This is a genomic window from Streptomyces sp. NPDC002835 (assembly GCF_053591995.1).
Genome location: NZ_JBSFUW010000005.1, coordinates 257,501 through 281,924, shown reverse-complemented (window position 1 = coordinate 281,924; position 24,424 = coordinate 257,501). Strand labels below are relative to the sequence as shown.

Here is a 24,424-nt window from a genome sequence, read left to right as displayed (position 1 = left end):
GCGGACTCTGCTGTGCCGGAGGCCGCGGGGGCCGGTCGGTTCACGGAATCACGCCCTTCGATTCGAGAGCGTCGCCGATCTGGGACCCGATGCGCTCGACGTCACTGCGCGGCGAGATCGCCGAGGGGGGCGAGAGCGTGTGCGAGATGGTGATGGAGACGTTCTGGTAGGCCGGGGTCTTGGGCCGGACGCTGGCGTTCTCGAGGGCGTCCAGCACCTCGGACGCGAACGGGTAGTCCGCGGCAAGTGCCGGGTCCGAGTACAACGAGCGCAGCGTGGGCGGCAGTCCGCCCTTGAGCGCCGCGGTGATCTGGTTCTGCCGGTTGCGCAGACACAGGGCAGCCTCGAAGGCGAGGTCAGGATGACGGGAGTAGGCTCCCACCGCCAGATCGATGCCGCCGATGGTGGGCTTCGCCGGCCGGCCCGGATCCACACCGGGGTAGGGCGCCCAGCGGAACTTCTTGAACAGATCCGGCTTGTTCGCCTTCATCGACGGATACACGAACGGGTAATTGAGTTCGAAGGCGGCGGTCCCGGACTCCATGGCCAGCCGGTTCTGGTCCTCCATCTGGTTCGGCAGCGACGGGTCGGCCGCCGGCGACCGGGCCAGGTCTCGCATGACGGTCGCCGCCCGGACCGCCGGCGGACCGAGCGAGGGCGCGGTGGCAGCGGCGTTGAGGATGGAACCACCCGCGCTCTCCACCAAGGTGTTGAACCAGACCGTGAGTCCCTCGTACTGGGCGCCCTGGATCTCCACGTAGTGGGGTTTGCCCTGCCGGGCGAGGTCACGTGCCATGGTGAGCATCTCGCTCCAGGTCTCGGGGGGCCTCGGCACGAGATCGGTGCGGTACCAGAGCAGTTGAGTGTTGGTGTTGTACGGGACGGCGTACAGCCTGCCCTTCCAGGTAGCGGTCTGAAGTGGCACCTCGAGGGTGCCCTCGGTGGCACGTCGGCGGTTCTCGCCGGTCCACGGCAGAATCCAGTCGGCCTCTGCGAACTCGGCGGGCCAGGTCACGTCGAGTCCCATGATGTCGACGGTGTCGTCCTCCGCGGCAAGCCGGCGGACCAGTTGCTGGCGCTGACCATCGGCGGTGCGCGGCAGCTTGTTGTACGAGATGCGGTACCGCCCGTCGGAGGCGCTGCTGCAGGAGGACGCCGCGCTCTCCAGGGCGCCGGAGTCGTCAGGGAAGTTGTACCAGTTCAGGGTGACTGTGCCGGAGGTCCGGGAGTCGCAGCCGCCCAGTAGCACGGCGATCAGGGGCAGGGCGGCGAGCGCCCTCAGTGTGCGTGAGGATCGGCACCGGGGGCGGCCTGTCCGGCGGACGCTGCGCACGCAGAGGAGGTCGTGTGCCGCCACCGCTCGCCTCACGCGATCCACGCTCCTCAAAATCGGACGGTGTGTCCCGACAGGCGTGGCCCATAGGGTTCCGTTCCGCCGACCGTAGGCGCACGACGCACGGGCGCGGGCCACCCGTCACGTGTCATGGAGGGGTGCCACCCGTTCGGGCTCCCCGGGCGTTGGATGCCGCGTGGCAGAGCGGCACTGGTCGAAAGGGGGCGGCCGGCTCGGGCCTCCGCCCGGATGCGGGACCGACGTCTCGGGTTTCGCCGAGATCGGCCGCAGCCGGCTGCCCCGCCGAAGGCCCCGTGACTGCCCTCGCGGGATCCGATCGTGCATCACCGGCTACGCCGGCAATGCCCCCTGGTGAGCCTGCCGGCAGCCGCCACCCGATCGCGTGCCGGTCTGCTGGATCGTCACATCCGCGCCTGTAGTGGGCCTTTGGCCCGAGTGATGGGCGAGTAGGGCCTTCCGGCTCTGCTTCTCCTCCCAGCGCGGCACCTCCGGCTCCAGCAGTGGCGGCATCATGTATGAGATCTCCGGCCCCTTCCGCACATCTCTGTGACCTGCCGCTGATCTTGACGAGGCACCCGTTCGCTGGTCCGACGCAAAGCCCAACGGCCCGTCCGCCGTGGTCCGCCCCCGGCGACCTCCCACGCCCCGACGATCGACGCCTGAAGACCCGGACGGTGCCGAACTCCATCAAGCAGCGGATGAATCCGGGAGTTGCACTGCCGGCCAGCGACGATCACGGTGCCGGGCTCTCGGGCCGGCCACCAGTCTCCGGCACACCCGTGATGCTCGGCAGGGCACTGCTCGTAGGTGAGGCGCTGGGACTACTGGGAGGAGTTGCGGAAGGGGTCACCGTCGGCGAGGAGGCCGGCTTGGTGGGGAGACCACTGGCAGGGCTGGGGGCCGGCCTGGCCTTCACGGGTGGCGGTGGGCTGCTGGTGGCAGTGGGAGTCCGGGGACTCGGTGACTCCCGATCGGTGACCGTCGCGCGAGGACGCCCAGTGCCGTCCCGGTCCCTGACGTCTCCTCTGGCCGGATGCGTGGCCGGACGTTCAGGTGAAGGTGAAGGTGAGGCCCTCGGCGGTTCGGTGACGCGGACATCTGGCTCGTCAGGGGATGCCCGCTCCGGGCTCGGCGCTGCTCCTGGGGTGCCGGCGGATGGTTGGGGCAGCAGCAGTGCGGTGGCCAGACTGCCGAGCATGGCGAAGGTCGCCGCAGCAAGAGTCCGTCCGCCGTACTTCTTCAGTCGCGGCGGACAGCGGCGTCGGGCTGCCGGCTCCTCGGCTGTGGGAAGGGGGAGCGAGGAAACGCCGGAGGGCTCGACGGAGCCCGGTCCCTCGCTGAAGAGTCCGTCCAGCGCTGCCGGGTCGGCTGCCGGAGCGCTGTCGCTCCGGTCGTTCGCCGGTGCCGTCTCGGACTCGTATGCCCCGCACTCCGGGCATGTCACAGTGCCGTTGAGGGGGCGACGGCACGGGATGCAGTAGTTCATGGGCTCGACCGCTCAGTAGGTGAGTCGCCGGTAGGAACCATGGTCCACCGACGTGGCCGGGCTGCTGCCCCTGACCGGACGGCGGCGCTTGGTGTCTTGCGAAAGGATCCTTGGCATGTGCGAACCTCGCTCACTCACCGGTCTGTAGGTGGGGCACCGGTTACCGAGATAAACGGCCTCGGGGCGAGTCCGTGTTCAACCAATGGTCGAAACGTGGCGTACGCAACCCGCTCGCCGTCGGCCGTCCTGTCGGCCGCACACCATGCAGACACTCAAAGGTTTCAATCAGGTTATTTCAGAGCTTTTGGCCCTAAGGTAGGGCAGCGTGAAGGACCACCGGCGAGTGCGGGAGGAAGAGGGGAGCGCAGCCCGACTCCTCGCGCTGTCCGACGGCGTGTTCGCCATCGCGATGACACTGCTGGCGCTGGACATCGCAGTGCCCGTCGGCCTGAGCTCCGCCGGTTTCGAGGAGGCGCTGGGTGATGTGATGCCCAGCGTGTGGGCGTACGTTCTCAGTTTTCTGGTCATCGCGGCCTTCTGGAGGGGCCACCATCAAGTCTTCCGATATGTGGAGAAGGTGGATGGGACGGTCATCAAGCTGGGATTGTTGAGCCTGGGGCTGATCGCCCTGATGCCCTTCCCCACTACCCTGCTGGCCGAGTACGGGGATTTGCCCGAGTCGGTGGCCGTCTACTCCGGCGCCGTCGCAGTCATGGGCGTCGCCCAACTTGCGCTGACGATCGCACTGTGGAGGCGCCCATGGCTGGGCAGCGCGGTGCTGACGGATCGCGTCGCGCGCAACGACATGGCCGATCTGGCAGTAACGGTGCTGGTCTTCGCCACTGCCGTGCCTCTCGCCTACGTGTCCCCGACGGGCGCGAAGCTGTGGTGGGCAGTGCTGATCCCGGTCAAGTGGGTGACGGGTGAGAGGGGCGCTCGCCTGCGTGCGGCCGCCGGCAACTCGACTCCTGAGGGTTCGTAACACGATCACGGCCGAGGCCTGCCGGCGCGACCTGGCGGCGCAGCGCCCGTGGCGGCGGCCTCGTGGTCGAGACCGGCAGCAGCGCCGTGCAGGCGGAGGCCTCGGGCCCAGGCCGAGGGCCCGCAGCTGACCGGCGAGGGCGGCTGCTGCAGCAGCTGACCAAGCGGCTGTTGGAGTCCGCTCTCGAGGGCGAGATCACCGACCACCTCCGTCATGACACGCACGACCCCGCGGGCAGGAATGACGGCAACTCCCGCAACGGGGCCCGCGGCAGGACCGTATTGACCGACGCCGGGCCGGTGGAGACCGCCGTGCCCCGCGACCGCGACGGCACTTTCGAACCGGAGATCGTCAAGAAGCGGCAGAAACGAACTCTCGCGCGTCGACGAGACAGGCACCTCCGTCGCCGCGGAGGCCTGACGACCGGCGAGGTCCAGGCCCACCTCGCCGAGGTCACTGGTCGGTCTGGATACGTGGTCATTCAACCGAGCTCGGGTGCGTAGGGAAGCTGGGCGTTCGTGAACAGGACACCCTTGAACCGGGGACCTCGACGCTTCTCTGACCGGCCTCGGAGCAAGCCACCTTCGAAGGTCAGTCGGCGGCCGGTTCTCTGGAGTCTTCGCGGTACTGCCGGTTACGCGGGGCTCCGGGCTCGTTGATGTGACATGTGTCATGCCGCGTTCCGCTCCAACGATACCTGTTAGCAGCAGACCCCTAGGGCACATCCGCACAAGCGACTCATAACGGACATGACTCGCGTGCAGTGAACCCCGCATTCGACCTGCTGGGTATTCCCGCCGCTCCCCCATACGATAAGGGCGCCCTGGCGGCGGCACGGATCCCTTCGGGGAATCCCTGGGGCCGAACAGCACGCCTGCGAGTCCGCAGGCAAGGCCCCTTTCACCTACGAAGGCCCTTAGTAGGGATCTCTGGTTGCCCTGCGCGTACAGCCCTCCCGAGAATGACAGGGCCGCGGGGCGACCCGGGTAGACCCGGGTGACTCAGGCGTAGCTCAGTGGAGGAAACCTGGTCGACAAGCCGACAAGCGGGTAAGGAAGAGCGAGGATGAGGCGAAAACTGGCGACGGTAGCGGCCATGGCGGCGGCTACCCTTTCACTCATGACAGTGCCTTCCGAGGGTGTCGTCACCGCCTCCCACGTGGGTGTCTACGTCGGACCCGGAAAAACCGATGCTCTGGACAACTTCCGGACCTGGCTCAGTCGGTCACAGGTCCACGCGACCGACTATGCGGACCCGTCGGAGAACACCAAGTGGAATCAGTACGCGTTCAAGTACTGGGGTGACTGGAAGAAGGCCGATGCCGATCGGCAGTTCGTGCTTGGGCTGCATATGCTGCCCAAGGGCGGCAACTTCGCGGACGGGCTTGCCGGTAAGTACGACAGCCAGTTCCAAGACCTCGCTGACCTGATGGTCAAGAACGGCTTGGGCGACTCGGTCGTACGTCTCGGGTACGAGGGCAATAACAAGATCATCGGACCATGGCAGGGTACTGACGATCCGGCAGCTTATCGGGCGATGTTCCGACGTGTGGTCTCTCTTATGCGTGCTCGTACCGGAGCGGCTTTCCAGTTCGACTACAACATGGCCGTCGGCCCCTCGGGCAAGGTCACGTCATTCGAGACGCTGTACCCGGGCGACTCCTACGTCGACATAGTGGGACTGAACATCTATGACGTGTGGTGGCAGCACCCGGACGCTACGCCGGCTCAGCGGTGGAACCACACCCTCACCACCGCCATGGGAGTGAACGACTTCAAGGCATTTGCCGCCGCCCACAACAAGCCCAAGTCCTATCCGGAATGGGGCCTGTACCTGAAGGGTGACGTCTATGCGGGGGGCGGCGACTCGCCCTACTTCATTGACCGGATGGCCGAGCTGGTCCAGGACTCGAGGTATCAGGCGTATTTCAACCACGACTGGGGCGGCGGGACGCTGGACGACTTCCCGAACGGCAAGGCGCAGTACAAGCTCCGCTTCGGAGGCTGAGGGCTGTCCCACAACCGCTTATCACGGGTCTGCTCCACCAACCACCAGGTCCTCGTCGACGGGGCGTCGCAGTCGGCTACCCGGTCGCGGGCAACCGCAACGACTGCAAGGCAGGGGGAGCGGTCCGGAGCGAAGGCCGCAAGCGGCAGGACGACGGTGATCACGGGCGGCGGCTACCGGAGCACCGGGTCGGGCGGGGCGCGTCTGGTGGCGGCACTGGCGGTGCGCGTGTCGCGTCACACCGCTCTCCGTGCCCTGCTGCGCGTCCCGGAGCCCAGACCGAGGGCGCCCCGCGCGATCGATGTCGAGGACTTCACTCTGCGCCGACGTCACCACTACGCCACCGTGCTGATCGATACCGAGACAGCCGGGCCGGCAGCCACACGCTCTCGCGGGGCGAGCCTGCGCCCACAGCCTGGTCACTCAATGTGCAAAGCGGATAGCCCTATGTGACCATGAGCACAATCCCCGGTATCCGCCGGGTGCAGCAGCTGCACATAGGTCAGCCTGCTCTCTGACTTCTCGAAACCAGGAGAGTTTCATGAGTCCCGATTCCAGGGCACGGTCCTCGCACGGGCCGCTCCCCCGACGCAGCACATGGCTTGCCGGCGCCACCCTCGTGTCCCTCACTCTCGTCCTTGCAGGGGCCTCGAGCCCCGCACTCGCCACGGCGCAGCCCGCCAAGGCGCCCACTGTCGTGAACACGCCAGAACCGACGGACGACGACAAGTGCCGCCCGGGAGACAACGACGGCAGGTGCCCCGACCAGCCCAACGGCAACGGCCTGCTGTGCAATGACATCGACGCCTACAGGCCCAACGTCGACGAAGAGGTCAGAGCCGTCACCTACAACGGCCAGACGTTCGCCGGTATCCGGAACCTCACGCCCGAGGCGACGCCGTTCGTCTGGTCGGACCTCAGCGACAACACTAACTACCCCGAAGGCGCCTGCTCCGTCGCCATCGCCTCCCAGGACGGCAACGTCTCGGTCGAGGTGCTGACGAAGACCGGAGAAATCTGGCAGACCGAGTGCACGATCACTCAGGGCGTCCCGGACGCCCTCGCGTGCGGGGCCCCCTGGGTCGAGCAGACCACGCCGTTCGAGAACGGCCTCATGGACTAGACGGGTCCCACTCGGTCCGCCGACTGCCGGGCAGGCTCAGCTCCACCACACACCGACGTGGTCGGAACCGAGTCCTTGCCCGGCAGTCGGGCGGACTCAGCAAATAGGTTACAAGAGCTGCACGTTCACCAGGCCCTCCTCGACCGCCAGCACACCACGGGCCGACGCGACCCTGAGGCCATCCCGGCGGCATGCGGCGGTCTGCAAAAGCGAACCGGTGCAGCGCGGGTATTTCGGGGTTACTGACGGGCTGCGGGGAGTCGGCCGTCGAGAGTGATGTCGAAGGCGTTCAGTGCGGTCTTCCAGCGCATGGTCCAGCGGGCTGGCCCTTCCCCGTGGGGTCGAGCGACATGATCGCCATGTAAACGCACCAACGTTTACAGTCCCGCCCTACGAAGGCTGCGGACAGTGCGCCTGGTGTGCGCAGGCTCGGAGAACCTCTGCCCCCGGCCGGCGGCGAAGGCCGGGTTCGATTCCGACGAAGCGCTGTGCGAGTACTGCCTGGCCGGCGCCCGCTCCCCGGTACCGGTCACCGATGCGGTCTCCTTCGCCGAAGCTGCCGTTCCCGGCTCCGGGCAGCTCCTTCTGAAGATCCCCCTTTTCGCCGCCCCAGCGGCGTGCTGCCGGGGCGGCACACCGAAGCTGGGTGAGAACCCTCGACCATGTGCCGTCCCGCTGCCAGCGCCGGAACTGGTCATGGACCCGCTCCCACGGCCCGTAACGCTCCGGCACATCCCGCCACGGGTCACCGGTCCGGGTCCGCCACCGTATGCCGTCTATCAACTGCCGCCGCGTCCACACCGGCGGCCGACCCTGCCTGATACCCCGCGGCAGCAAGTCTCCAGCCGGGCCCACTGCCTACTCGTCAGGTCCCACGGGCCGGCCGGAATCAGGCGCTGCTCTACGGTGCTGTGATCGACGACCCGGGCGAACGCGACCCGGGCGCGGCCGTCCACGCGGCGACCGCTTGGAGAGCGCTGCCACGTGGTGGTCGCCACGGTGGGCAACGTGTACACCCAAGGACAGGCCGCACGGATGGCACGGACCCGTGGCCGAGTCACCTGGTCGGCTACACAGAAAACCCGCCACCTTGGACGTAGTCGTACGGGACACCGCGATCCGCGGCTCCGTCGGCGCAACCCTCGCCGACGCCCATACGGTCATGGCGATGGCTGCGTCAGGCCTCGTCCGAGGTTGCGTAGAGGCGGAGTATCCCTTGGGCCGGTCGACGAGGCACTGGATCGGCTGGCCGGCGGCGTCACACGACGTCTGGTCATCGCCCCCGAAGCCCCTTGAGCCCCCATCAGGGGCTATGAAGCGCACGGGTCCGGCTGGGGAATCCCACTCTGCTTTCGAGGGCGCCCGACGCCTTTCGCCCCTTCCCCGCGATACGCCTCGTCGCCTGGCAGAATCCGCCATCGACACAAGTCGACGCGCGAGTTTGGTGAATCATGGGCAGTTGCTGTATCCGACCGGGCGATGGAGGCCGCGTGCCCCCGGACCTTGCGGTCCGGGGTCTCCCGTCTGTCGCCCCGTAGCCACGAGATCCCACGACAACTGCGTGCAAGCTGCTGACCGAAATGCGCCCCAGCAAGCGGGTGATGAGCCTGCTGGAAGGGACTGCCGGGCCGAATGACGACGGCGTCCACCAGGCCAGGCTCGGCATCGCCCGATTTCACAGTCTCGCCCTCACGAAACAACTCTCACCCATACGGGACGATGTGAACACACGCCGCTTCTGCCGCTCCGGCGACACATAACTGACCAGCCATCACTCCCGGCTACGCGTCATGTCTTACGCTGCCATCAGCGACTAATGACGGGGAGGGGCCGTGGAGGAGCCGAGGACAGCGCTCGCGGAACGGATCGCCGAGCGGAGAAGAGGCGTCGGTGACCCTCGCGCGCTGGTCGGTGAGATGCGGCGCTCGGTTCTTCTGGTTCCGTCGGCCGACGGCGGTCTGTGGTCGGCGCGGTCGGGTGGTGTGCGGTGGATCTGTGCGTTCACCGACGAGACGGCGCTGGCGCGGTTCGCGCTGCATCACGGTCCGGGCGACCGGCCGTTGGACTACGCGGCGCTGATGGGGGCGCGCATCGTCGACGAGATCGTGGCGACACTGGGGGAGCCGGCGGGTCTGGCCGTGGACATCGCGTCGGAGGACGGGTCGATGTTCTTCCCGCCGGTCGCGGGCATCGTTCCGGACGGTGTGGCTGTCGACGTCGACACGACTGGGGAGGGGCACGGCCATGGGCGGTGACGGTGCGGATCTGAACTTCGACAAGGCGTCGGTCGCGAGGTTCACCAAGGGCGTCGGCGCGACCATGGATCAGCTCGGCGACCTCGGTGGCGCCACCGGTTCGGTGATGGGCAAGGGCTTCTCCGCGCTGGCGATGACCGGTATGGAGGCCGGGCACCACGGCCTCTCCGTCGACTTCGAGGACTTCTGCGAGCGCTGGGAGTGGGGTGTGCGGGCCCTGGTGCACGACGCGAGTGCGCTCGCGAACCGTTTGGGGCTGGCGGCGGGTACGCAGTGGGAGCACGACCAGTACGTCGAGGGCGCGATCAAGGTGGGCGTCAACTCCGTGATGGGCGGCAACCCGCATGCCACCGAGGAGGAGATCGCCCAGCAGGGCTGGGGCGAGGTGTTCACGCCGGACTACCTGGACCCGGACTGGAGTGCCGAGTCGTTCGAGCAGGCGGGGCAGGACATCGAGCAGACCTGGAAGGACACCGGCCGCGCCGTCCTCACCGAGGGGCAGGGCGGCCAGAGGTCGGAAATACTCAACGACGCGCTCGGCATCTCCGACGACCAGTGGAACCGGGCGCTGGACGACACCTTCGGCCCGTCGCCGGAGGAACGCGCCCAGCAGGCGCAGCAACAGGGTGAGTCCGGGGGGAACTGACCATGGGTATCGGCGACTTCATCAGCGACGTCACGCCCGACTCGGTCGAGAAGGCGGTCGAAGTCGGTGTCGAGTGGGCCGGCAACCGGGTCGAGGACGCCGGGAACTGGACCGCCGACCGGCTGGACGACGTCGGCTGGGAATCCGGCGCGGACTGGGTCCGCGAGCAGTCCCGTTCGGTCGCGAACCGGATGGGCGCCGAGGTCGACGAGATGGACCTCGGGCAGACCGAGGACAAGACCAAGCTGATCTACGGCAGCCCGGAGAAGATCCGGTCCACCGCCAAGCAACTCCGCGCCTTCCAGACGTCCTTCGACAGCGCCGGTGAAGGACTCAAGGGACTCGAGTCCTCCCGGCTCAAGGGGGAGGCGGCAGAAGCGCTGCGGAACGCCGTTCGCACCCAGCCCCCCAAGTGGTTCACCGGCGCCGACGCCTGCGAGGACGCGGCCGCCGCCCTGGAGGCATTCGCCGGCACCGTGGTGTGGGCGCAGAACCAGGCGCAGACGGCGATCGAGATGTGGAAGGAAGGCGTCAAAGCGTCCGAGGACGCGGCCAACGCCCACCGCAAGAAGATCGACGACTACAACGGCGCGGTCGAACGGTACAACGCCAAGCCCGCCGACCAGCGCGACCCGTCCACGCTCCCGCCGTGCCCCGCTCCGACCTTCTCCGACCCGGGCAAGCAGCTGATGCAGGACGCGCAGGACATCCTGTCCCAGGCACGGGAGCAGCGGAACACGGCCGCCGAGACGGCGCGTACCGCGGTCCGCGCCGCCCGCGACAAGGCCCCGGAGAAGCCGTCCTACGCCGAGCAGTTGGGCGACGGTCTCCAGGAGCTGCAGATCATGGGCGACCACGTCGGCGGCGGCATCGTCAAGGGCACCGCGGGGATCCTCAATTTCGTGCGCCAGGTCAACCCCCTTGACCCGTATAACATCACGCACCCTGCCGAGTACGCCACGTCGCTCAACAACCTGGCCGCCGGACTCGTCCTGGCCGCCAATGACCCGGTGGGCACGGGCAAGCAGATGGTCAGCGACTTCATGAAGGACCCGTACGAGGGGTTCGGTCGTCTGCTGCCCGACGCCGCACTCACGGCGGCCACCGGAGGCGGAGGGGCGGCCTTCAAGGGCATCCGGCTCGCCGCAGACGCCGCACGTACTTCCCGCAAACTGCTCGACAACGTCCCCAACGGCACCCACAACCGCCCCGACGCGACGCGCCCCGTCGTCGGCACCGACCCGGTGGACCTCGCCTCGGGCCGGATGTTCCTGCCGCAGACGGATCTCGTCCTTCCCGGTACCCTACCGCTGGTCTTCACCCGCCGTACGGAGTCGGGCTGCACGGCGGGCCGGTTCCTCGGCTCGTCCTGGGTCTCCACCGTCGACGAGCGGCTGGAGATCGACGCGGTCGGCGTCGTCCACGTCACCGCTGAAGGCCTCCTGATCCCGTACCCGCACCCCGTCCCCGGCGCTCCCACCCGCCCCGAGTCCGGGGCGGCGCGTACCTTGCTGAGCCGTGACGCCGACGGCCACTACACGGTCACCGACCCCGGCACAGGCCTCACCCGACACTTCGCCGCACCAGCCGACACCGAACCGGGCGACGACGGCATCGCCTGGCTGGAGCGGACCGAGGACCGCCACGGCAACGCGTGGGCCGTGGAGCGCACCGAGGAAGGCATCCCGCTCGCCCTGACCTGTTCGGCGGGCCGGCGGGTGTCCATCGCCGTGAGCGACAGTCTGATCACCGCCCTCACCCTGACCGGCGCGGGTGAGGGCGGCGCAGACCTGCTGCTGATGTCCTACGGCTACGAGGACGGGAACCTCACCGCCCTCACCAGGCCCTCGGGGGCCACCACCGCCTTCGTCTACGACAACCGGCGCCGCGTCACCGCCTGGATCGACTCCAACAACAGCCGCTACGACTACGTCTACGACGACCGGGACCGCGTCGTCGCCGAGGGTGGCGAGGCCGGCCACGTCCAGATCACTCTGACCTACACCGAACCGGACCCCGCCACCGGCAGCCGCACCACCACCCTCACCACCGCCGACGGGCACACCACCCGCCACCTGATCGACAGCCGCTGCCGCGTCCTGGCCACCACCGACCCGCTCGGCCACACCACCCGGTTCGCCTACGACACGCACGACAACCTGCTCAGCAGCACGGACCCACTCGGCCGCACCACCGCCTTCACCTACGACGAGGACGGCCACCTGCTTGCCGTCACCCGGCCCGACGGCAGCGAACTGCGCACTGTCCGTGGGCCATTCGGGCTGCCCACGGAGTTCCGCGGGCCGGACGGCGCCCGCTGGCGCCAGGAGTTCGACGCTCGCGGAAACCGCACCGCCGTCACCGACCCGGCCGGCTCCGCCACCCGGTACTCCTACGACGACCGGGGCAGGCTGACCACCGTCACCGATGCCCTCGGCGCCACCACCAGTGTGCGCTGCGATGCCGCGGGCTTGCCGGTAAAGGTGACCGACCCGGCCGGCGGCGTCACCTGCCTGGAACGCGATGCCCTGGGCCGGACGGTGCGCATCACTGACCCGGTGGGCGGAGTCACGCACTTCGAGTGGGACGTGGACGGCAATCTCGCCCGCCGTACCGGCCCCGGCGGTACGACCGAGTCATGGACCTACGACGGAGAGGGCAACCGTCTCACCCACACCGACCCGATCGGTGGCGTCTCCCGCTTCGAGTACACCCACTTCGACCTGCTCACCGCCCGAACCCAACCCGACGGCGCCCGTCATACGTTCGAGCACGACGCCGCCCTGCGGCTCACCAAGGTCACCGATCCGCACGGCCTCACCTGGCACTACCAGTACGACGCCGCCGGACGCCTCTGCTCCGAGACGGACTTCGACGGCCGACCACGCGCCTACCGCTACGACGCCGCCGGGCAGCTCACCGCCCGGACCGACGCACTCGGCCACACCATCTCCTACGACTACGACCAGCTCGGCCGGACGGTCCGCAAGGACGCCTCCGGAAAGGTGACCGCCTATGTGTACGACCGGGCCGGTCGCCTGCTCCAGGCGTCCGGCCCGGACAGCGAGGTCGCCTACGTGTACGACCGACGCGGAAGGATCAAGACCGAACTCGTCGATGGCCGCGCCATGAACTACGCCTACGACGCCCTGGGGCGCCGGGTTCGCCGCACCACACCCACCGGCGCGATCACCACATACGGCTATGACGCCGTCGGCCGTCCCGCTCGAATAACCGCCGGCGGCCGCGAGGTCACCTTCACCCATGACGAGGCCGGACGGGAAATCGAGCGCGTCTTCGGCGGCACACTCACCCTGGCCTCCGCGTGGGACGAGGCCGGACGGCTCTCCGCCCAGCACCTGACAGTCGACGACCGCTCCCTCAACCACCGCGGCTACTCCTACCGCGCCGACGGCCATCTCGCCTCCTGGACCGACGGATTGTCGGGCACCCACACCTTCGACCTCGACCAGACCGGACGGGTCACCGCCGTCCACGCCCAGGACTGGACCGAGCGGTACGCCTACGACGACGCCGGCAACCAGACCTCCGCAACGTGGCCGTCCCGGCACCCGGGCAACGAGGCCACCGGAGAACGCGCCTACACCGGCACCACGATCACCCGCGCCGGCGGAGTGCGCTTCGAACACGACGCCCTCGGCCGGATCACCCTGCGCCAGAAGACCCGGCTCTCACGCAAGCCCGACACCTGGCGCTACGAGTGGGACGCCGAGAACCGCCTCACCTCCGTGACCACCCCCGACGGCACCCGATGGCGCTACCGCTACGACCCCCTGGGCCGCCGCACCGCCAAGCAACGCCTGGCAGACGACGGCGAGAGCGTGACCGAGGAGACCCGGTTCACCTGGGACGGCGGAACGCTGTGCGAACAGACGGTCCACACTCCGGATCTGCCGCACGTGGTCGCCCTCACCTGGGACCACCGCGGCCTGGTCCCCCTGTCCCAGACCGAACGCCTCCTCACCCCGGACGCCCGCCAGGAGGAAGTCGACCGACGGTTCTTCGCCATCGCCACCGACCTCGTGGGCACCCCCACAGAACTGGTCGACGAGTCCGGCGACATCGCATGGCGGTCCCGTTCCACCCTGTGGGGAACCACCGCCTGGACCCGCTCCACCGCCGCCTACACCCCGCTGCGTTTCCCCGGCCAGTACTACGACCCCGAAACCGGTCTCCACTACAACCTGTTCCGCCACTACGATCCCGAAACCGGCCGCTACACCTCCCCGGACCCCCTCGGCCTGTCACCGTCGCCGAACCCGGTCGCCTACGTGCACAACCCGTTCACGGTCTGCGACCCCCTCGGCCTGTCACCGTATTCACGGTTCAAGGGGCTGGGCTGGCTGACCGAGAAGCAACTCGAACGCCCCTCGTTCCGGTACCAACGGCTCGTCACCGACCAGAGCTACGAGCAGCAGTGGATCCTGCCCGACGGTCGGGAAGTCCACATCGACGGCGGCCCGCGGGACGGCTGGGTCACCGAGGCCAAGTGGACCGGCGGCGACAACCTCGGCGAGTGGGAGAAGTCTCCGTACAACCCCGACTCCGACTTCTACGACGAAGCCCGGCTCACCAAGCAGACCGACAAGCTGCTCGCCCTCAACGAGGATCTCGGAGGCAAGGGAGTTCGCTATATGGTGTCCAATGAATGGGGTGCCGCGCATGTGAACGAGGTGCTGTCCAAGGCCTTCCCCGAGGCCTACGCAAGCGGGCAGCTGAAGGCGTACCACGTGCCCGGCAACGGCATGAGTGGAATGAGTTCATGGCTGCAGTAAACGCGATGCTGGAAGAGCTCCGGGGCCTCGTCCCGCTGACCCCCGAGGGCGCGGCGGCAAGGTTCGCGGCCCAGGAGTGGACGCCCAGGGGCAAGCCCCGCAACGGGGTGGAGACGTCCTGGCACAAAGACGGCATCCGGGGATGGACCCAGGCGTTCAGCAGCGGCGCGGTCCGCGTCTCGTTCGCCGTCTGGATCCGCGATGTCGACGAGTCGGGCTACTTCGACGACCTGGACGCCGTCTACGAGGAGGGCGAGCGGGTACTGGCCGGCCTCCTCCCCGAGATCGAACAATCCCCACTCGCCGACCACCTCGCCGAGGCCGAGCAGACGGCGGCGGACAAGGACGAATTCATCGCGGTGCGGAAGTGGGTCCTGGACGGCCGGGTACTGACCGCCGGCGTGGTACAGCACGACACCGACCTCCCGGTCATGGTCGTGATCGCCCTGGAAGAGCCTGCGCCCGTCTCCGGGTGACCCGTGCCCCTCCGACGGCCGTCGAGACGACAGTTCCAGTGCCGCAGCCGATGTCCGAGCGCCGCCCCCTCGTGAGGGCGCACCGTGCCGGACCACGCCCCCGCCCTGGGATCCCGGCTCGCCCTGCCCTCACCCCCAGAGTGGGCCGGGCGCCGTACTCGCGCCGTCGCGGATGACCGGCGCGTAAGAGGTCGATCGGTGCCCGCGTCCGGTCCAGCTTGGGGAAGCCGGGCCACTTGGACGCGGTGGAAATGTTGTTCACCCGCTGAAGGCCGACCCACCGCAGCTCGCATGCCGACACACGGACGACATGCTGTCGAACCCGAGTAGAGGGCGGTCAGGTCTATGCGGTGGAGGTCCACCAGCGTGCCGGGCAGGGCCACGGGAAGTGTCTGGATCATGCCCGTCATTCTGGGCCCCGGCACTGACATCCGGCTCAACGGTGTACGTGAGCGGCCGCCTCGTCACGGAGGCAGAGCTACCGGCTCCGGTGGACCGCGTGGATCGGCGTAGCCCTGCCGCGCCGGCAGGGGCGCCGGACACATTCAGGAATCCGCCTGTTCTGAGCCGAGGAACGCCGCCCCGCCACCCCTACTACTGAGTTCGGGTACTCATGCGCTGGGCCGGACCACCCGGCAGGCTTTGGGCATATGAGCACGAGCACAGGCCTGTGGGGCTGGACAAAGGAGTACGACGGGCCGGTGGCGTTCCTGGTCGCCGTTGGGGACCTGGTCCTGTCCGGTGTCTTGCTGTGGTCGACGATCGCGTCCGGGATCACGTTCGGGGCGCCGGACGAAACGGAGCAAGCGGCCATGGAGCAGGCCCAGGACACCGCACAGACGATCTGGGGCGTATGGCTCGCCGCCGGACTCCTGATCGCCGCCGCGCTACGGATGCCACGTACGGCGATGGTGCACTTGGCCGCCATGCTCGCGATCCCCGGCGCATTCGTGGCCTACGTCGCGGCGCACACCTGACAGTCGCGACGTGGGCCGAGCCGGGGCCACCAGCAACAGGGCACCGAGTGGGCGATGCCGGCCGCGCAGCTGTCTGCGTGAGGATCGCCTGTACTCATGGGTGACCTTGTTTCGCCCGAAGACCGGCGCACTTCATTCGGTCCCGTACAAGGTCTGGAGAGTCCGGCGGCTGGTACGTCTCGAACATGCCTGAACAACCCTCGGATACGTGTAAGGCACAGGCCCCTGGGGCTACTTGCCAGACTTGCCTGTCGCCTCCCAGACGCACTGGACAACCGCGGCGACAACTGCCCAGAGCGGCAACGCACCGAACGGGCCCGCGAACGCGCCAGTGACGTCCGGTGCCGCGCCAACGAGGCCCGGCTGCGCGCCGCCGTATGGTCGCGGAGCACGCCTCAACAACTCCTACGGTGCGGAGCTCCCCGCCGGCACCGAGGCCACCGCCGCTCGCGAGGAGATCCTGGCGCTCCCGGAAGAACCGGACGCCGCCCCTCACGGCCTCAGCAGAGACTGATCAGCCCAGGTCGGCCCGCCTCATGGCCCACCGACCAGGTGATCCGCCCCCGGGACATGGGCGCACCACGGGTACGTGGTCCGGACGGGGCGGGGCCGGTACGAGCAGGTCGTCGAACCGGTTGAGCATCCCGGAACACCAGGACACTCCGGGCCGGGTGGGCTCTTCGTCCGCCCTGGGAGCCGGGGGCGATTGTCAGTGGTGGGTGAGACGGTAGGAGCATCGAGTCGGAAACAAACAGGGGGGACTGTCATGTCCGGAAACCAGAACTACATCAATCACGTTGCTCTCGTGTTGGATGCCAGTTCGTCCATGTCGCACCTGAGCCGCAAGGTCGTCGAAGTCGCCGACCAGCAGATCGCCTACCTTGCCCGCCGGTCGAGGGAGCTGGACCAGGAAACCCGTGTCACGGTGTACGTCTTCGCGGACAAGGTGGAGTGCGTCGTCTACGACAAGGACGTACTGCGGATGCCGTCGCTGAAGCAGCTGTACCGGGCCGGCGGCATGACGGCTCTGCTGGCGGCCGCGCTCAAGTCGCAGCGGGAGCTGGCACAGACGGCTCAACTGTACGGCGACCACAGCTTCCTGACGTTCGTACTGACCGACGGGCAGGAGAACGCGAGTCATCGATGCCCGGATGCCCCCTCCAGGGATCCGCGTGAACTGGTGACAGCCGTGGCCGGGATGATCGAGACGCAGGAGGACAACTGGACGCTGGCCGTCCTGGTGCCGGACCAGATGGGCAAGCGCGAGGCCATGCAGTGCGGTTTCCCGAAGGAGAACATAGCCATCTGGGACGCCACGAGCACCCAGGGTCTGGAGGAGGCCGGGCAGGTCATCCGGCAGGCCACCGAGAAGTTCATGGTGGGCCGCGCCCAGGGCATCCGGGGATCGCGGACGGTGTTCTCCACAGGTGCGGCAGCGGTCAACAAGGACACCATCAAAGCGGCCGGTCTCACCCCGGTGAAACCGTCGGCGTACCAGCTGATCCCGGTGACGCGTGACGCGGGGATCCGGGACTGGGTCGTCGAATGCGGGCACACGTACCGGACCGGTGGTGCGTTCTACCAGCTGGGCAAGTCGGAGAAGATCCAGGCGCGGAAGCAGATCGCCGTGCTGGAGAAGAAGACCGATCGGGTGTACGCGGGGCCGGAGGCCCGGGCCCTGCTCGGCCTGCCGGACAGCGAGGTCCGTGTCAAGCCCGACCACAACGACGACTTCACGATCTTCGTACAGAGCACCAGTGTGAACCGCAAACTTGTAGCCAACACGCGGCTGCTGCTGATGAACTGAGGAACCGGGGGGCTTCGTCGTCCCAGTGCCCCTTCAGCAGCAGGGTCGGCGGGCACACACGCCGAAGGGACCTGGCCCGAACAGGGCGCAGGAGGCGTCCAACTCGGCCCGGGCCCTCGCACGGCGAGGGCAGACAGCAAGGTGGCCGCCGGTGCCACACAGCCCAACAGCGGACAGACGCACGCCCGCGTGTGACCGAAGCCGCCGCTGCCCGACCGTCCCGGCTACCGCCCTGGCCACGGTGCTGTCCCTTCTCGCCGCCCGCGTTGACCTTGCCGTCGGCGTCGGGTTGCACGATGGCCGGCATGAACAGCACCGCACCGGCGGAGCAGCCGAATCATCGCCGTCACCGGCATCGGCCTATAGGCGGCCGCGGTGCGGGAGCGGCAACCGCCCACACCTCGATGGCCCGGATCGGCTACCCCCACGGAGGTGACCCGGACCCACCCGGCATGCTGCACCTACGCGGTGGCCGCACCCATGTCCGTGCCGGCCGTCCTCACCAGCAAGATCGCGATCTGCCTCTGGAGTATCAACTTTCGCTCTGCTCCCTGACGCGGTCGGCCACGGACTGGGCGAGGTTTTCAACTTTTTGGGGGTTTTGCACCTGGGCCGTGACGAGCACGAACGTCGAACCGATGCGCATGGCGACGGTGGACCAGTACGTGTTCCTGCGCGCGACGGTCTGGTCCGCCCCGGTCCGGATCTCCAGCGGGGTATCGGAAAGGGTGACCTTGGTCCTCCCCTTCAAGGCTGCTTCCGCGTTCTCGGCCGTTTCGAAGGAGAGGATGGTGACGCCCCCATAGGGCCCGCGGCCGGTCTTCATGAAGTCAGGGCCGGCCAGACCCACACCGCCCACAGCTACGAAGCCGGGACACTTCGTATCGGTGAGGTTCTCGCACTTACGCGTCCCCCAGAGCTTGCCCTCCGTGTTGGCTTCGTGGTGGCGGAGGTCCCATTCCTTGGGAAGCGTCTCCTCGGTGGGCAGCGCCTTCCTGATCCCCTCCTCCGACATCGGCTCGGCTTCGCTGCCGCACGCCGTCAGCCCGCATGCCATGAGTGTCACGAGCGCCGCAGCGCGTATGCCGTACTTCACCCTCATCCCCCAACCCCTGCACAATCACTTGCGGGTCAGTCAACGCTACGGACGGGTAGATCTCACAATTGGAGTGCTGGAGTCCACCAGCAGGTGTGAGCCTTTGACTGGGCTCGATCCGCTTTGACGGGCATTCGAGATCAGGGTTCGCCCCAGGGGCGATGGCCATCATGGAGAGCATGGCGACGCCGAAGCCTCGCCCCTATGTACCGGTGTCTCGTCTCCCTGATGGCGCGTCTCATCGAAGTTTGAGCGAGCACTCCTGCGCACGTGAGTACCAGTACTCACGTGCAGGGGGCGGCTTTACTACAGACTCGGCGCATGACTCGAACCCCTGCCCTGACCGGCGCGGTTACCCACTTCCCGCGCCGCCCACGGCACACGCTCGTGATGACAGCTTTTGCCGCTCTGGCGCTCAGCGCCTGCGGCACCGAGAAGACAAGCGCCGGCGGACTCCAAAGCGAGCCCGCTGACACCGCCGAGGCCCGGCCCAGCCTCACGGAGATACTGGACAGGATCGAGCAGTCGTGTCCCCCGAGCGCCCCGCCGGAGCCGCCGCCGAGCGGTCCGGCGCTGCCGCTGCCGCCCGGTGCGGTGGAAACACCGCCGGACGTCGAGCCCATCGCTCCCACGGCTGGGCCGGAAGTGGAGTTGAATGCTCGTGACTGGTGCGCGAGCAATCTCCATGAGGAGCGCATCGCCCAGGCGCTCTGGGATCTGGCGGATCCCACCCCCGCCGAGGTCAGGCAGATCCTGAACGACCTCGGCTATGTCGACGAGCGCATCCACGATCTGAAGCAGTCCGGTACGACCACGCGGTTCTTCCTCGACCTGCGTGACAAGGGCGGACGGCTCTGCTTGGAGGGCTCGGCAGCCGGCGAGCAGACCGTCGTCGACAAGTGTGTAGCCCCCGTGTCCGGCCCGTTCACGTCAGGAAAGCGGAATCAGTGAGCACACCTGCTCAGCGTGATCGATCCACCGACCCCTGCATCTGAAGGCCGGCGTCGCCGAAGGACACGTCAACCGAATCAGGATGCGCGAACGTCAGACGTTCGGCCGGGGCGGCTTCGCTCTCCTGCGGAAGAGGGGGCCTTCTGGCCAGAAGGCCCCCTGCCGCCCATAAGGTGACGGGAACGAGAGAAGAAGCATCATGGATCCCCGCATACCCCGCCTGCGTCGCAAGCTGGCCGCAATCCCGTTCCAACCGCTGCGCAGCCACTCCTTCGGGGAAGAGCAACACAAGTTCATCCTCGGCCCGAAGCTGGCGGAAGCACGCGTCGCCGCGTATGAGGCCGAGAGAGACATCGTCCTGCCCGACGCCTATCGGCAGTTCCTCATACACATCGGCGGCTCGGGCGCGGCGCCGTTCTACGGCCTCATTCCGTTGAAGCAGCGTTCCCTGCTGGTCATGAATCCGCGTGGAGAACCCGGGACGCCCCGAGGCTTCAGCATCGCAGATCCTGGGGCGCACGAACGCGACCTCTTCCTCCACATCATCGAGATGGGCTGCACCGACGTATGTGTCATCGCGGTGACCGGCCCCCTCACCGGGCGCGTCCTCATTGGTAACAGCGACGGGTATTGGGGTCCCAACGTGTCCTCTGCCACCGACTTCCTCGACTGGTACGAACGCTGGCTCAACCACATGAGCGCCGGACGCGACAACCGGGCCCTGGAACTCACCTCACCTCAGCTTCACGCCCATCCCAACAGCCATCGCCTGGCCCCGAAGATCTGACCCTCCGTACGACTACACGGCAAGTGGGCCAGAACGCGAGAACGGGAGGCGCCCGTCCGGCCGTCGCCGGTGTCGGACCGTGAGGAACGCCGGAATCCGTGAGGCAGACCGACCGCTTTGCCGAACCGGCAACAAGACTCGCCAGGCCCGCGCCGTCACACGCATGATCGGGTACCGATCCTGGCGTACGCGTATGGCTGACCGAGAGTCCTGGAGGAGTCATGTCGAAACAGGCCACAGCAGTCACGCACCAGCTGGTCCCCTCGCCCGCGGGCCGGATCCACCTGGTGGAGCAGGGCACCGGACCGCTGGTGCTGCTCGTACACGGCTTCCCGGAATCCTGGTACTCCTGGCGCCACCAGCTGCCGGCCCTGGCCGCGGCCGGGTACCGCACGGTCGCCGTCGACGTCCGCGGCTACGGCCGTTCCTCCAGGCCCGGCGCCACCGAGGCCTACCGGATGCTGGAGCTGGTGGAGGACAACGCCGCCGTGGTGCGCGCCCTGGGCGAACAGTCCGCCGTGATCGTCGGCCACGACTGGGGGTCGGCCATCGCCGCCAACTCCGCCCTGCTCAAGCCGGACGTCTTCCGCGCGGTCGGAATGCTCAGCGTGCCCTACGCCCCGCGCGGCGGGCCGCGGCCCAGCGAGATCTTCACGCGGATGGGCGGGGACGAGGAGTTCTACGTCTCCTACTTCCAGCAGCCCGGCCGGGCCGAAGCGGAGATCGAGCCCGACGTACGCGGCTGGCTCGCGGGCTTCTACGCCGCACTGTCCGCCGACACCATGCCCGCGCCCGACGCACCCGGCCCGCACTTCGTCAGCCCGGGCGGGAGACTGCGCGACCGCCTCCCCACCGGCCGGCTGCCCCACTGGCTCAGCGAGAGCGACCTCGACGTCTACGCCGGGGAGTTCGAGCGGACCGGCATGAGCGGGGCGCTGGCCCGCTACCGGAACATGGACCGGGACTGGGAAGACCTCGCCGACTTCGACGGCGCCCCCATCACCCAGCCGTCCCTGTTCATCGGCGGCAGCCTGGACGCCTCCACCACATGGATGGCCGACACGATCAACGCGTACCCCGTCACCCTCCCCGGCCTGACCGCCTCCCACATCCTCGACGGCTGCGGCCACTGGATCCAGCAGGAACGCCCCGCCGAAATCAACCGGCTCCTGACCGACTGGCTCGCCTCTCTGCCCGCCCGGCCCGACTGACGCCCCCGCGGAAACCAGGGCACGCGTCCCGGACCGGCTGGACGCCGGCCACACCCGGATCCTCCGCGCCACCGCGACCACGGGCCCTTCGCACTCCACAGGTGCGCCGCACCAAGAGTGCCTGCGAGGCCGGGGCCGGCTCGGCGCGGGGGCGCCGTCCGGCGGGACCGGCCGACGTCCAAACGGGTGCGGCAGCGTCGAGGAGCCGTTGGGGAAGGTAGGGGAACTCGACCCGGATGTCCCAGCCCCGGCGGCGGGCGTGGCAGGCCAGGGCAAGGACGTTGAGGTCGATCGTGGCGTCGAGGCCGGGCGTCTCGACGGACAGGGCGCCCAGGTGTCCGAGGAACTCGTCGGCTGTCGACTGCCATTCGTAGGTGGCCATCCGGCCGGCCTTCGACATGGACCGGACCTGTCCCCCGATCCGGTTCGCGAAGTCCTCGATCGCCGCCGAAACGACTGCCCCATCCACCTGATGACGCTCTATCCGCACTGCGCTGCTCCTTGAGGCCGGGTCCGTGCGGACAGCCTAGGCACAGCCTCTGACACGGCGGCCGGGTGCTGTTGGGGCAGGCACACCGAGAACATCGATCGGGACATCGGCTTGCATGTCACCCCACTCCCCCGGGCGCCCGGCGATCCCTGACTGCCGGACCCAGCGGTGGGCCGGCGTGCGGGCTAGGACACCGAGGGCGTGGCGCAGCCGTGCCGATTGGCCGCGGCGTTGGCGAAGGACGTGAGGATCCTGTTGAGGGTCTTGGCGTCGTTGGTGCCGTGGGCTGCGAACGTGCCGTCGGCCCCCCGGTCGCGGGCCCGTACGAGTTTGAAGTACCCCTCGCCAAGACCGCCTTCGCAGGCAGCTTGAGCGACCAGGGCACCCTTCGGCTCGACCGCATATCGCTCGTCCAGATAACGCTCCTGCTCGGCGCCGGGACCGAAGTAGGCGGTCAGGCTGTAGAGGTCCAGCTCGCCACGGCGCAGTGTGCAGGACTCGGTCAGTGCCCCGGCCGGGCGCTCGCTGACGGTCGTGACCTTGTGGCGCGCGGCCTCGGTGTCGGTCAGGGTGCCGGCGCAGGTACCGGATGCCTCGGCCACGGGGCGGTCCACTCCCTCGGAGAGGAGCAGGGATGTGGGCCGGTCGCCGAGGCTGTCTTCGCACTTGTAGTGCTTGGCGGCATTCCGGGCCGTCGCGGTCGCCACCCGGGCCAGCTTCAGGACCTGTTCCTCGGGAGCTTTGCGGTCGGGGGTGGCGAACTCCGCAAGGACCGTCAAGCCCTGCCCCGCGACCGGCTTGCAGTCGAGGAGTACGGCGCCTCGATGGCCTTGTACGGATTGGCTATCGATCCCTTCAAGCCGTGGCCCAAGGGCGTCGCGTGCACATCTCCGCCGCTCCGCTGACCCGGTATGCAGCCCGGGGCCGGATCTTCAGACGCAGGTACGGCCCGGAGCCTTCTTCGCCGACGGCCCACACCGAACAGCCCGCAGTCCTGTGGCCGCCCCACTCACCCACTTGACCTGTTGCCGCAATCTCGCCACCCCCCAGAAACGCTCTGGCCTCCTCCACGGCAAGGTCACCATCACACCGGTAACCGAGCTGCTCCCCGTCATCCCCGCCGAACCACGTCACCCAGGCCAGCCCACCGGCCGCCAGCGCGAGCGCCATCACCCCGGCCAGCAGCGCTTTCCCCCGTCGTGTCACAGTCCCCCCTATGCGATCAGTCAGTGGACCGACGCTATCAAGCAGCGCCGACTGTCGAAGGCGCCATGGCACGCAGGGCCCCCCGACCGTCGGGGAGAAGGGCGCGGACTCACGGGGCGGGGCGGGTGTGCACGCTGACCGCGTAGCCGCAGCCCGGGGAGTACGGGTCGCCGCTCCAGGTGGCGTAGCGCTGCCGCAAGGTCAGGCCGGCCCGGGTGCACCAGTCGTCGAACTCGGTGAGGGTCACCGGCGGTTCCGGCAGCGGCAGGTGTGCCGCGTCCAGGCCCATGCCCGTGACCAGCAGACCGCCGGGGCGCAGTGCGGCGGCCAGCTGCCGGACGACGACTGATCCGGTACCGGGGGCCAGCAGGGGGATGACGTTTCCGGCGGCGAGCGCCAGGTCGAAGTTCTGATCCAGGCCGAGGGTGTCCAGGCGGGCAAGGTCGCCGAGGAGCCATTCCTGTGTGGGGGCGTCTCGGCGGGCTACGGCGAGCATCGAGGAGTCGACGTCCACGCCGGTGCAGTGGTGGCCCAGTTCCGCGAGTCGGATCGCGATCCGGCCGGTGCCGCAGCCGGCATCGAGTACCCGGGCGGCGGGCTCCAGCCATGCGGCGCAGAAGGTGGCCTCGCCGTGGATGTCGTGACCTGATTCGGCGAGCCGCGCGAAACGCTGGGCGTACTCCTCTCCGGCTTGTCCGCCGGTCAGTTCCGCCCAACGGTCGCGTTGCCCAGTCATGTTGAGAATGCCTTCCTGTCAGCCTCGCCCGGCAGGAG

Annotated in this window: 19 protein-coding genes and 3 pseudogenes; 15 read left to right on the top strand and 7 right to left on the bottom strand. The window is 68.5% G+C overall.

Annotated features, from left to right (window positions below; all coding sequences use genetic code 11):
* Positions 1 to 40: 40 nt before the first annotated feature.
* Complete coding sequence (locus ACWD01_RS08340) at positions 41 to 1,369, bottom strand: ABC transporter substrate-binding protein (protein ID WP_451159367.1); 1,329 nt, start codon at positions 1,367 to 1,369, stop codon at positions 41 to 43.
* 1,796 nt (positions 1,370 to 3,165) lie between these two features.
* Between ACWD01_RS08340 and ACWD01_RS08335 the strand changes: the two genes are divergently transcribed.
* The 6 genes and pseudogenes from ACWD01_RS08335 (at position 3,166) to ACWD01_RS08310 (ending at position 6,952) form a co-directional block, all read left to right on the top strand.
* The gene (locus ACWD01_RS08335) at positions 3,166 to 3,822 is read left to right on the top strand and encodes a TMEM175 family protein (protein WP_451159365.1); all 657 of its coding nucleotides are present in this window, start codon (positions 3,166 to 3,168) and stop codon (positions 3,820 to 3,822) included.
* 62 nt (positions 3,823 to 3,884) lie between these two features.
* The gene (locus tag ACWD01_RS08330; protein ID WP_451159363.1) at positions 3,885 to 4,325 is read left to right on the top strand and encodes a transposase; all 441 of its coding nucleotides are present in this window, start codon (positions 3,885 to 3,887) and stop codon (positions 4,323 to 4,325) included.
* A gap of 562 nt (positions 4,326 to 4,887) precedes the next feature.
* The gene (locus ACWD01_RS08325) at positions 4,888 to 5,829 is read left to right on the top strand and encodes a glycosyl hydrolase (RefSeq protein ID WP_451159361.1); all 942 of its coding nucleotides are present in this window, start codon (positions 4,888 to 4,890) and stop codon (positions 5,827 to 5,829) included.
* A gap of 33 nt (positions 5,830 to 5,862) precedes the next feature.
* Positions 5,863 to 6,018 (top strand): annotated as a pseudogene (locus ACWD01_RS08320) (IS5/IS1182 family transposase); the annotation flags it as partial.
* Positions 6,016 to 6,195 (top strand): annotated as a pseudogene (locus tag ACWD01_RS08315) (ISL3 family transposase); the annotation flags it as partial. The pseudogenes ACWD01_RS08320 and ACWD01_RS08315, both read left to right, overlap by 3 nt.
* Before the next feature lie 331 nt (positions 6,196 to 6,526).
* Positions 6,527 to 6,952, top strand: a complete 426-nt coding sequence (locus ACWD01_RS08310) for a hypothetical protein (protein WP_451159359.1) — start codon at positions 6,527 to 6,529, stop codon at positions 6,950 to 6,952.
* Between the two features lie 239 nt (positions 6,953 to 7,191).
* Here ACWD01_RS08310 and ACWD01_RS08305 read toward each other — a convergent pair.
* Together ACWD01_RS08305 and ACWD01_RS08300 are read right to left on the bottom strand one after the other, a co-directional pair.
* Positions 7,192 to 7,322 (bottom strand): annotated as a pseudogene (locus ACWD01_RS08305) (IS256 family transposase); the annotation flags it as partial.
* A gap of 20 nt (positions 7,323 to 7,342) precedes the next feature.
* A complete protein-coding gene (locus ACWD01_RS08300; RefSeq protein ID WP_451159357.1) occupies positions 7,343 to 7,753 on the bottom strand; it encodes a transposase in 411 nt (136 codons plus the stop codon).
* A 1,031-nt stretch (positions 7,754 to 8,784) separates the two neighbouring features.
* Between ACWD01_RS08300 and ACWD01_RS08295 the strand changes: the two genes are divergently transcribed.
* The 6 genes from ACWD01_RS08295 to ACWD01_RS08270 all read left to right on the top strand — a co-directional run bounded on the left by ACWD01_RS08295 (position 8,785) and on the right by ACWD01_RS08270 (position 17,909).
* Entirely contained in the window at positions 8,785 to 9,207 is a 423-nt protein-coding gene (locus tag ACWD01_RS08295) for a hypothetical protein (protein ID WP_451159355.1), read from the top strand.
* Entirely contained in the window at positions 9,197 to 9,853 is a 657-nt protein-coding gene (locus ACWD01_RS08290) for a hypothetical protein (protein ID WP_451159353.1), read from the top strand. Before ACWD01_RS08295 ends, ACWD01_RS08290 begins: the two co-directional genes overlap by 11 nt.
* 2 nt (positions 9,854 to 9,855) lie before the next feature.
* On the top strand, positions 9,856 to 14,649 hold the full coding sequence (locus tag ACWD01_RS08285) for a putative T7SS-secreted protein (protein ID WP_451159351.1): 4,794 nt from the start codon (positions 9,856 to 9,858) through the stop codon (positions 14,647 to 14,649).
* Entirely contained in the window at positions 14,637 to 15,125 is a 489-nt protein-coding gene (locus ACWD01_RS08280; protein ID WP_451159349.1) for a hypothetical protein, read from the top strand. The genes ACWD01_RS08285 and ACWD01_RS08280 overlap by 13 nt, the downstream gene beginning before the upstream one ends.
* 650 nt (positions 15,126 to 15,775) lie before the next feature.
* Positions 15,776 to 16,102 carry a hypothetical protein gene (locus tag ACWD01_RS08275; RefSeq protein ID WP_451159347.1) on the top strand — a complete coding sequence of 109 codons (327 nt, stop codon included), beginning with the start codon at positions 15,776 to 15,778 and terminating at the stop codon, positions 16,100 to 16,102.
* A 766-nt stretch (positions 16,103 to 16,868) separates the two neighbouring features.
* Positions 16,869 to 17,909, top strand: a complete 1,041-nt coding sequence (locus ACWD01_RS08270) for a vWA domain-containing protein (protein WP_451159345.1) — start codon at positions 16,869 to 16,871, stop codon at positions 17,907 to 17,909.
* A gap of 532 nt (positions 17,910 to 18,441) precedes the next feature.
* Here the strand turns inward: ACWD01_RS08270 and ACWD01_RS08265 are convergent.
* Complete coding sequence (locus ACWD01_RS08265) at positions 18,442 to 19,011, bottom strand: hypothetical protein (RefSeq protein WP_451159343.1); 570 nt, start codon at positions 19,009 to 19,011, stop codon at positions 18,442 to 18,444.
* 315 nt (positions 19,012 to 19,326) lie between these two features.
* On the opposite strand from ACWD01_RS08265, the gene ACWD01_RS08260 reads away from it, so the two are divergent.
* The 3 genes from ACWD01_RS08260 to ACWD01_RS08250 all read left to right on the top strand — a co-directional run bounded on the left by ACWD01_RS08260 (position 19,327) and on the right by ACWD01_RS08250 (position 21,954).
* The gene (locus ACWD01_RS08260) at positions 19,327 to 19,956 is read left to right on the top strand and encodes a hypothetical protein (RefSeq protein ID WP_451159341.1); all 630 of its coding nucleotides are present in this window, start codon (positions 19,327 to 19,329) and stop codon (positions 19,954 to 19,956) included.
* Positions 19,957 to 20,155: 199 nt separating this feature from the next.
* On the top strand, positions 20,156 to 20,743 hold the full coding sequence (locus ACWD01_RS08255; protein WP_451159339.1) for an SMI1/KNR4 family protein: 588 nt from the start codon (positions 20,156 to 20,158) through the stop codon (positions 20,741 to 20,743).
* Between the two features lie 221 nt (positions 20,744 to 20,964).
* Positions 20,965 to 21,954 (top strand): alpha/beta fold hydrolase, encoded by a 990-nt coding sequence (locus tag ACWD01_RS08250; RefSeq protein ID WP_451159337.1) that lies wholly within the window; start codon positions 20,965 to 20,967, stop codon positions 21,952 to 21,954.
* Here the strand turns inward: ACWD01_RS08250 and ACWD01_RS08245 are convergent.
* The 3 genes from ACWD01_RS08245 to ACWD01_RS08235 form a co-directional block, all read right to left on the bottom strand.
* Positions 21,902 to 22,336, bottom strand: coding sequence for an Imm49 family immunity protein (locus ACWD01_RS08245; RefSeq protein WP_451159403.1), 435 nt, complete (start codon positions 22,334 to 22,336; stop codon positions 21,902 to 21,904). The two genes, ACWD01_RS08250 and ACWD01_RS08245, sit on opposite strands and share 53 nt — an antisense overlap.
* Positions 22,337 to 22,629: 293 nt before the next feature.
* A complete protein-coding gene (locus tag ACWD01_RS08240) occupies positions 22,630 to 23,223 on the bottom strand; it encodes a hypothetical protein (RefSeq protein ID WP_451159335.1) in 594 nt (197 codons plus the stop codon).
* Positions 23,224 to 23,759: 536 nt separating this feature from the next.
* Positions 23,760 to 24,386: a class I SAM-dependent methyltransferase gene (locus ACWD01_RS08235; RefSeq protein ID WP_451159333.1), complete on the bottom strand. Its 627-nt coding sequence runs from the start codon at positions 24,384 to 24,386 to the stop codon at positions 23,760 to 23,762.
* Positions 24,387 to 24,424: the final 38 nt, after the last annotated feature.